Annotated in this window: 8 protein-coding genes and 2 pseudogenes; 3 read left to right on the forward strand and 7 right to left on the reverse strand. The window is 40.2% G+C overall.

The genetic code is table 11. The features are described from left to right. Positions 1-407: 407 nt before the first annotated feature. The 4 genes from HLH16_RS15425 to HLH16_RS15440 all read right to left on the reverse strand — a co-directional run bounded on the left by HLH16_RS15425 (position 408) and on the right by HLH16_RS15440 (position 4,154). A complete protein-coding gene (locus HLH16_RS15425) occupies positions 408-1,271 on the reverse strand; it encodes an EamA family transporter (protein WP_171529982.1) in 864 nt (287 codons plus the stop codon). Between the two features lie 96 nt (positions 1,272-1,367). Then, complete coding sequence (gene fba, locus HLH16_RS15430) at positions 1,368-2,405, reverse strand: class II fructose-bisphosphate aldolase (RefSeq protein ID WP_171529983.1); 1,038 nt, start codon at positions 2,403-2,405, stop codon at positions 1,368-1,370. Positions 2,406-2,527: 122 nt separating this feature from the next. Further along, positions 2,528-2,800, reverse strand: a complete 273-nt coding sequence (locus HLH16_RS15435; protein ID WP_171529984.1) for a hypothetical protein — start codon at positions 2,798-2,800, stop codon at positions 2,528-2,530. Between the two features lie 166 nt (positions 2,801-2,966). After that, positions 2,967-4,154, reverse strand: coding sequence for a phosphoglycerate kinase (locus HLH16_RS15440; RefSeq protein WP_171529985.1), 1,188 nt, complete (start codon positions 4,152-4,154; stop codon positions 2,967-2,969). Between the two features lie 140 nt (positions 4,155-4,294). Between HLH16_RS15440 and HLH16_RS15445 the strand changes: the two genes are divergently transcribed. Genes HLH16_RS15445 through HLH16_RS15455 form a run of 3 tightly spaced genes read left to right on the forward strand, consistent with a single transcriptional unit; the run spans position 4,295 to position 6,456 of the window. After that, positions 4,295-4,678 carry a DUF2237 family protein gene (locus tag HLH16_RS15445; RefSeq protein WP_067724598.1) on the forward strand — a complete coding sequence of 128 codons (384 nt, stop codon included), beginning with the start codon at positions 4,295-4,297 and terminating at the stop codon, positions 4,676-4,678. Then, positions 4,678-5,271: a Maf family protein gene (locus HLH16_RS15450; protein WP_171529986.1), complete on the forward strand. Its 594-nt coding sequence runs from the start codon at positions 4,678-4,680 to the stop codon at positions 5,269-5,271. The genes HLH16_RS15445 and HLH16_RS15450 overlap by 1 nt, the downstream gene beginning before the upstream one ends. 15 nt (positions 5,272-5,286) lie before the next feature. Continuing rightward, positions 5,287-6,456, forward strand: a complete 1,170-nt coding sequence (locus HLH16_RS15455) for a ribosomal protein uL16 3-hydroxylase (protein ID WP_171529987.1) — start codon at positions 5,287-5,289, stop codon at positions 6,454-6,456. A gap of 58 nt (positions 6,457-6,514) precedes the next feature. On the opposite strand, the gene HLH16_RS15460 is transcribed toward HLH16_RS15455, so the two are convergent. From HLH16_RS15460 to HLH16_RS15470, 3 genes and pseudogenes are all read right to left on the reverse strand, one after another. Beyond that, positions 6,515-6,991 carry a hypothetical protein gene (locus HLH16_RS15460; protein WP_171529988.1) on the reverse strand — a complete coding sequence of 159 codons (477 nt, stop codon included), beginning with the start codon at positions 6,989-6,991 and terminating at the stop codon, positions 6,515-6,517. 156 nt (positions 6,992-7,147) lie between these two features. Further along, positions 7,148-8,101, reverse strand: a pseudogene (locus HLH16_RS15465) (sensor histidine kinase); the annotation flags it as partial. Positions 8,102-8,115: 14 nt separating this feature from the next. Further along, a pseudogene (locus HLH16_RS15470) lies at positions 8,116-8,220 on the reverse strand (IS5/IS1182 family transposase); the annotation flags it as partial.

The raw sequence follows: 8,220 nt of genomic DNA on the forward strand, positions 1-8,220 counted from the left end.
ATCCAAGTAAATCTGTTTGAGAGAAAAACCTTAAAAGCTTTATTCATGCCCGATAAAATACCGATAAAACAAAAGGAAGCTCAATTGAGCCTCCTTTTATGAAAAATTGTGGGACAGCAGTGGGTTATAACCCCCTTTTATGTCATTTCAGGTCTTATTCTTGCAACAATATTGAGGTATATTTGCGCAAAAATAAAAGGTGGTTCACATCATGATTGCTGCTACAACTAAAATGCCGATGAAATTTGAATGCACACACTGCAATAAAATTTATATGTATCAATATTCCACCAATGCGATTTCTTTTTACCCCACCTGTCCAGACTGCAAGCAGGCTGGCTTGCTGCTTGGTACAGCCGACACCATAGACATCGTGAAACATCCGAAAACTTTTGCAAAAACATTATTCAAGCAGATATCGCATAAGCTAGGAAAATCACACTAACCAAACCTAAAACCAAACCTACAGCGGTAGCGGGTTTTAATTTTTCTTTAAAGATAATTAAGCCACTTAATGCACCAAATAGCACCACAAGAATATTCATACCTGCAAACACAATTGCAGGTGTGTCTTTCAATAAAATATGCGCTTTGACATACAGTGCAATATTGGCAAAATTCAGTACACCCAAACCTAGTCCGGCCAGAATGTTCTTTTTGCTACCCGCAGTTTTTGTGGTCATTGCAATATAAGCCAGTGACAATACAAAAGCACAGATAAACATCAAGTTTAGGGCGACGGTAAACTGTACGCCTAAGCCGGTGGTGTACTTGAGCAATACATCAATTAAGGCGTATCCAGACCAGACCAATGCCAGATATAACATCGCCTGTTTTGAAGATGGCTGCCCTGTTTCGGCTTTTTGATGTGTAAATAAAATACTCAGTACTGCTGCAATACCCAAAGCAATACCCATGCTTTTTAAGGTGTTGAACTGTTCATGAAAAATAAAAAATGCTGCCAATAGCGATAAAACCACAGATAAGCGCTGGGCAATTTCAGTTTTAATAATGCCCGCATATTGCAATGATTTAGCTAAACACAAAAAAATACTCGGCAGCAAAATGCCTAAGGCAACAATTAACCACCACGGCGTATTGAACATAGAAATATGCTGCAGATCTGGCTTAAACCATAAAAAACACAATAGACTGGCTGAAGCGTAGTTCCAGACAATCATTTGGAGTGCATCAAAACCTTTGCCTTTAGCGAGCTTTAAAAGAATTGAGATGACGACACTACAGCAGGCCGCAGCAAATATAAGTTCCATCTTTTGCCTTATTTTCCTTATATATAATGGTTTAGGGTTAGATATAAAAAAGCCCACAATAGATGTGGGCTTTTGATTATAGATAATCTTTAATGATTATTTATAACGATTCACCATTTTCTCTAAAGAAATTGGACGAATCTTGTCTGCATGACCCGCAGTATCAAATGCTGTGTAACGATCTACACAGATTTGCTTCATTGCATCAACAGTCGCAGAGAAGAATTTACGTGGATCGAATTCGCTTGGTTTTTCCGCCATCATACGACGCATCGCACCAGTAGAAGCCAAACGCAAGTCAGTGTCGATATTGATTTTACGCACACCATGTTTGATTGCTTCAACCAGTTGCTCAACCGGCACACCATAAGTTTCTTTGATGTCACCGCCGAATTCATTGATCACAGCCAACCATTCTTGTGGCACAGAGCTTGAACCGTGCATCACAAGATGGGTATTTGGCAATGCCGCATGAATTTCTTTAATGCGGTCAATCGCTAAAATATCACCTGTAGGTGGACGTGTGAATTTGTACGCACCGTGTGAAGTACCGACTGCAATTGCCAAAGCATCGACATTGGTATCTGCAACGAATTGAGTCGCTTCTTCAACTGAAGTTAAAAGCTGAGAATGGTCAAGAACGCCTTCCGCGCCTACGCCATCTTCTTCACCCGCCATACCGGTTTCAAGGCTACCCAGGCAACCAATTTCACCTTCAACTGAAACACCGCAAGCGTGTGCCATTTGAACTGTACGACGCGTTACATCGACATTGTATTCGTAACTTGTCGGTGTTTTACCGTCTGCACCCAATGAACCGTCCATCATTACCGATGAAAAGCCCAACTGGATCGAGCGTTGGCATACATCAGGGTCAGTACCATGATCTTGATGCATAACCACTGGAATATGTGGCCACTCTTCAATTGCTGCCAAAATTAAATGACGTAAGAACGGAGCGCCTGCATATTTACGAGCACCCGCAGATGCCTGAACAATAACAGGTGAATTCGTTTCGTCTGCGGCTAACATAATTGCGCGCATTTGTTCTAAGTTGTTTACGTTAAAAGCTGGTACGCCGTAGTTGTGTTCGCCGGCGTGATCCAAGAGCTGGCGCAATGATATAAGTGCCATAATGTCCTCCCAGTTGATGCCCCATATTCTACATGCTGATTGCTTTCAATTCAGTAATAAAAAACACTATTTCAAAAAAAATCCCTGCTTATGCAGGGACTTTTAAATAAAACACCACAAACTTAAGGTGCAGTGGCTTCAGAAGCTGCGGCTTCGGCTGCAGGAGTTGCTTCATCTGCATTCGCATTGGCTATTTCCGCAGGTACATCTGTATTTTTTTCATCCAGAACAGGTTTGTCCAGTGAGTCGATTGCCGCTTGTTGCTCTGGCGTAACTTTTTCTTCTACGGCTGCTGTTGCAGCTGCATCATTTTTTGGAGCTTCATCTTTCTTGGCACAAGCAGTTAAAGCTAAAGGTGCAATAAGGAGTGCTGCAAGTGTTAATTTCAAGTTCATCAGATTTTCCTAGGACAGGAGATTTAATGAACGTAATTTTATTGCAGATATATTTCATTTTGATGACTAAAATATGTATTCCAAAATGACAAAAGGCTGACTGTAGTCAACCTTTTGTCATTTTTACTTTATGGCTTGAGCTAATTTAAAGCTTCAGATCTAAAGATTAAGCACGTTCAAGTAGTACCGCAACTGCAGGAAGTGTTTTGCCTTCTACAAACTCAAGGAAAGCACCACCACCGGTAGAGATATAACCAATTTTGTCAGCCACTTCATATTTGTCGATTGCAGCTAAAGTATCGCCACCACCTGCAATAGAGAAACCAGCAGATTCAGCAATCGCTAAAGACAATGCTTTGGTGCCTTCACCGAATTGATCGACTTCAAATACACCCACTGGACCATTCCAAAGAATGGTTTTTGAAGTTTTGATAATTTCAGCAAATGCTTTTGCAGTTTCTGGACCAACGTCTAAAATCATGTCGTTGTCGCTGACATCAGCAACATTTTTAACCACTGCTTTTGCTTTAGCCAAGGAACCCAAGAAATCAGCAAAGTCGATTTCAGCTGCATCTGCAACCACAACGTCTGTTGGAAGTGGAACTGATACTTTTGCAGCAATTGCTTTGGCTGTGTCGATCAAATCATTTTCACACAATGATTTACCCACATTGTAGCCAGCAGCAGCCAGGAAGGTATTGGCAATACCACCACCAACAATAATTTGGTCACAAATATCAGAAAGTGAAGTTAACACGTCCAGTTTAGTTGAAACTTTAGAACCGGCAACAATCGCAACCATTGGTTTTTCAGGGGTTTTAAGTGCACGACCTAGAGCATCCAGTTCAGCTGCAAGTAACGGCCCTGCTGCTGCAACAGCGGCAAAGCGCGCTACGCCTTCAGTCGAAGCTTCTGCACGGTGCGCAGTACCAAATGCATCCATCACGAATACATCGCAAAGTGCTGCATATTTTTGTGCAAGTTCAGGATTGTTTTTCTTTTCACCCGGGTTGAAACGCACGTTTTCAAGCAATACCACCTGACCTGCGGCAACTTCAACACCATCTAAGTAGTCAGTTAATAATTTAACGTCTTGACCCAAAGCTTGAGTCAAATAAGCAGCAACAGGAGCTAAAGACTGTTCTGGTTTAGGTTTACCTTCAACGGGACGACCTAGGTGAGAACAAACCATTACCGCAGCGCCTTTTTGTACCGCTGCTTTAATTGTAGGAAGCGCCGCGCGTAAACGTGCATCGCTTGTGATTTCACCATTTTTTACAGGTACGTTTAAATCTTCACGAATAAGAACGCGTTTACCTGTTAAATCGAGGTCAGTCATACGCTGAAAATTCATGTATAGCTCTCTTTATAGATATAAAAACCGCCCGATTTTAAATGATTATGTAGAAAAAGGTTAGCTTCTTTTGCATAAAAGCTGTCGAAAGGCAAAGTTTTGATTATGATAGTCAAAAGCCACATCATGATTTAGAGCTTATGTCTATTCACCCAGATCCAAATATCAATCGTTTAAATGTTTTAGGCGAACCTATGGCTAGCTGTTGCTATGCTCCTATTACCGGATATTTTCGTAACGGCTTTTGTCATACTGCGACAACAGATCTAGGTCAGCATACAATGTGTGCACAAATGACCGCTGAGTTTCTTAATTTTTCGCAAAAAGTAGGTAATGACTTGATCACACCATTACCAGAAGTCGATTTCCCAGGTTTAGAGCCCGGTGATTTTTGGTGTATTTGTGTGACCCGTTGGGTTGAAGCATACCAGGCCGGTATCGCCCCTCCCATTAAAATTCAAGCTTGCCATCAAGCTGTGCTCTCCTATGTTCCGCTTGATGTGCTGATGGAATATGCAGTGTGATGAGTACTCCCCAAATTATTTTGGCTTCAAGCAGCCAAACCCGTAAAGACCTGATGAACCGCCTGTGCATCGACTATCAAAGCATTGTGCCTGATATTGATGAATCTCCGCGTGGTGAAAATCATGCGGATCATTTGGCCAAACGACTGGCTTTTGAAAAAGCCAAAGCCATTTCAGAACAATTTCCAGAAGCGATAGTGATTGGATCAGACCAGGTCGCTTGGCGTGAAGGTGCACCGGATATTTTTATTGGCAAACCACTAACGGTTGAAAAAGCAGTGAAACAATTACAAGCCAATTCCGATAAAATTGTTTATTTCAGTACCGCATTAAGTGTTCAACAGCAGTCAACTGGCTTTGAACAAACGCTGGTTGAACACTACAAGGTCAAATTTCGCAAACTCAGTCTTGCTGAAATTGAACGTTATATTGAAGTAGAACAACCTTTAATGTGCGCCGGTAGTTTCAAATGTGAAAGTTTGGGTATTAGCCTGTTTGAGCAAATGAATGGGCAAGACCAAACCACGCTAATGGGTATGCCGATGATTCAGCTGTGTCATATCCTGCGTCAATTGAATATTTTAGTTCCTTAATTTTAGGCTGTATTTATGTCTCAACCTTTAGATGTATTAGGCGGAATTACCGCTGAACAATTTCTTGCCGAATATTGGCAAAAAAAACCATTACTGGTACGTAATGCGCTTCCTGAAATTGCGAATCTGTTAGAACCTAACGATGTGATGGAACTTGCACTGGATGAAAATGTCAGTGCCCGTTTAATCAAACAAAAAGATAAAGATCCAAACCAATGGTCTGTGAAATCATCGCCTTTAACGAAAGCTGATTTCCAGAAGATGCCCAAGCTTTGGACTTTACTGGTACAAGCTGTGGATCATTACTCTTTTGACCTTGCTGAACTTTGGAAAAAATTCCCTTTTATTCCGCAGTGGCGTCGTGATGACATCATGGTGTCATATGCCCCAAAAGGCGGCTCAGTCGGTAAACATTTCGATTTTTACGATGTGTTTTTAGTGCAGGGTCATGGACATCGTCGCTGGCAGTTAGGTCAAATGTGCAATGCTGAAAGCGAATTTGTTGCAGGCCAGCCGTTAAAATTACTGCCAGAGATGGAGGTCAATTTTGATGAGGTTTTAGCGCCGGGCGATTTGCTCTATGTACCACCAGGTCTATCTCATTACGGCGTAGCAGAAGATGACTGTCTGACCTACTCATTTGGTTTCCGTATGCCAAATGTGGCGGAAATGATGGATCGCGTCAGTGATAAATTTGCTGCCGACCAGCTGCTTAAAAATCCACTGACCGACATTATTCGCGACAAAATCAGCCCGATCGGTCAAATCAGTCAGGCTGAACTTGAGTATTTAAAAGCAGAACTTTTAGCTCAATTGCAAAATCCAACCGTGCTTGAAGATGCACTCATGAGCCTGATGTCGGAACCGAAATATCCTGAAAACATTCCAGAGGCGGAAGCCATTGGTACAGGTGATTTGGAAGAAGCGTTGGATCAAAGTTATTCTCTCATTCTTGAGCCGGCATCACGTCTACTTTATACTGAAGACGAAGATGAGTTGCTGTTCTGGGCCAATGGTGAAGGCATTTATATTTCAGATGCGTTTGCACCGATTTTAAAACAATTGGCTGATGGCAGTTCAGTATTACTCGATGAAAATCTTTATGATCCAGATATGTTGGAAGACATCGTAAACTTGTTAAATGAATCGATTCTGATGTTATTACCTGCTACAGAGCAAGAATAAATCAGGCAAAAAGGGGAAATTAGATTTCCCCTTTTTTATATTCTAGAAGCATTAAAGTTTATTTTTTAGAAAAATCAAAAGCAAAATAACTTACAAATTTTAGTTTTTTCCCAACTCGATAATATGAAGTTGCTAAATAAATATGGGTATCTATTTGCACCATTTCATCATGATAACGCCTGACCCAATTGGGATTAGCAGATAAATCATGATTGATAATCAAAACATCTTGGTCACTAAATAGTGATTTTCCGGTACGAGCATTAAATTGATATCTTTGGGTTTCAATTTGACCGATCCCCAATCGATTCAGTCCTGTTAATTCTCCTGTAGAAGAAAGATTAAATACTTTACCTCGCCAAAGATTTAAACGCTTAAACCAGACGGGTTTAATCACCCTACCTTTGGCACTGCCATTTAAAGATTCAATCTTCGGACAGGTTCCTATTTTAAAAAGTTGATTCAAATCTTTTATATTTAAAGTCTTTAAATCCTCGAGTTGCTGAATATTATGTAATTTTAAATTATCATTCATTACGCCTCCCCCTTATCTTGTCACCAAAATTTATTTTTAATAATTATCTTTTTTTAGATAGAGCAATGAACGCCGACATTTTAAAGGCTAGGATTAGCCTTATCTCCCAGTGACAACTTCTTTGTTACAAGCTTAGTTTCAACTGCATACATAAAATCATTTAAGCTGAACAATGGCTTGAATTATCGTACAACCCCCTTCAGAAGATAAGTTAAGTTCCGCCCCTATACGTTCTAAGCGCATTTTCATGCTACGCATCCCAATACTTAATCCCTGTTGTGCCACACAATCCGTATCAAAACCCACGCCATCATCCTGTATGGTCAAAATTAATTGATTTTCTACAAGATAAGTCATCGATACTTTCACATTTTTTGCCTGACTGTGCTTAATCACATTGGTTAAACTTTCTTCCAACACACGAATCAAGGTCAAACACTGGAGCGCTGTGGGTACAGCCTGCCACTCACGAGGAAAAGCCCATTTAGAATGAATATCTAACTCATCCATCAGCTGACTAAAACGGTGTCTGACCGGTGCAACCCACATGACTGGACTGACGGGAATTTTATTATCAGCAGATGAACCATTATCAATAATTTGCCTTAAATCATCTCTAAGTAATTTGAGCATCGATAAAAATTGCTGATTCGGAATATTATGTGCACTTTGATCCACTAAAATCATGGAGCGAACCAATGATGCCCCCAAACCGTCATGTAAATCATGAGATAAATGTATTCTTTCTTGCAACTTCACATTCTCAAGTTCCAATTGATGTTTTTCATTCAAACTTGAACTTAAATTTTCTTCCGCCTGTTTAACTTTGACTTTTAATTCGGTATTAAATGTTTCTATTTTTTTTACATTGCGTGTCAATCTCGCGCCCAATATAACCACCACAAAGAAACTAATAATCGGTGAGGTATAGGGTGATAATGGTTGTACATCAGAAGATGATTTCGACAATAACAATAGCGTATCAATGATAGCAAAACTGACAATTCCAGTTAAGCAAATCGCTAAAAAAATATAATCTGATCGTCTAGATTGAATGGCACGATAGCTGATATAAATATAGGTGATAAAAAATATGCCTACATATATTAGATCTCTTGCGAAAGTTAATTTAAGAGCATCCAATTCACCATTCCAGCAATTAAATTCATTCTTAGACCAAATCGTTTCCGTCTGTTTCTATAGCGTTCTGTTAATATCCGAAAATGTTT

It is taken from the genome of Acinetobacter sp. ANC 5378, assembly GCF_013004315.1.
Taxonomy (GTDB): Bacteria; Pseudomonadota; Gammaproteobacteria; order Pseudomonadales; family Moraxellaceae; genus Acinetobacter.

Excerpts from the sequence above, each read along its gene's own strand:
- HLH16_RS15425 (WP_171529982.1), bottom strand. The coding sequence starts at position 1,271 with ATGGAACTTATATTTGCTGCGGCCTGCTGTAGTGTCGTCATCTCAATT.
- fba (WP_171529983.1), bottom strand. The coding sequence starts at position 2,405 with ATGGCACTTATATCATTGCGCCAGCTCTTGGATCACGCCGGCGAACAC.
- HLH16_RS15435 (WP_171529984.1), bottom strand. The coding sequence starts at position 2,800 with ATGAACTTGAAATTAACACTTGCAGCACTCCTTATTGCACCTTTAGCT.
- HLH16_RS15440 (WP_171529985.1), bottom strand. The coding sequence starts at position 4,154 with ATGAATTTTCAGCGTATGACTGACCTCGATTTAACAGGTAAACGCGTT.
- HLH16_RS15445 (WP_067724598.1), top strand. The coding sequence starts at position 4,295 with ATGTCTATTCACCCAGATCCAAATATCAATCGTTTAAATGTTTTAGGC.
- HLH16_RS15450 (WP_171529986.1), top strand. The coding sequence starts at position 4,678 with ATGAGTACTCCCCAAATTATTTTGGCTTCAAGCAGCCAAACCCGTAAA.
- HLH16_RS15455 (WP_171529987.1), top strand. The coding sequence starts at position 5,287 with ATGTCTCAACCTTTAGATGTATTAGGCGGAATTACCGCTGAACAATTT.
- HLH16_RS15460 (WP_171529988.1), bottom strand. The coding sequence starts at position 6,991 with ATGAATGATAATTTAAAATTACATAATATTCAGCAACTCGAGGATTTA.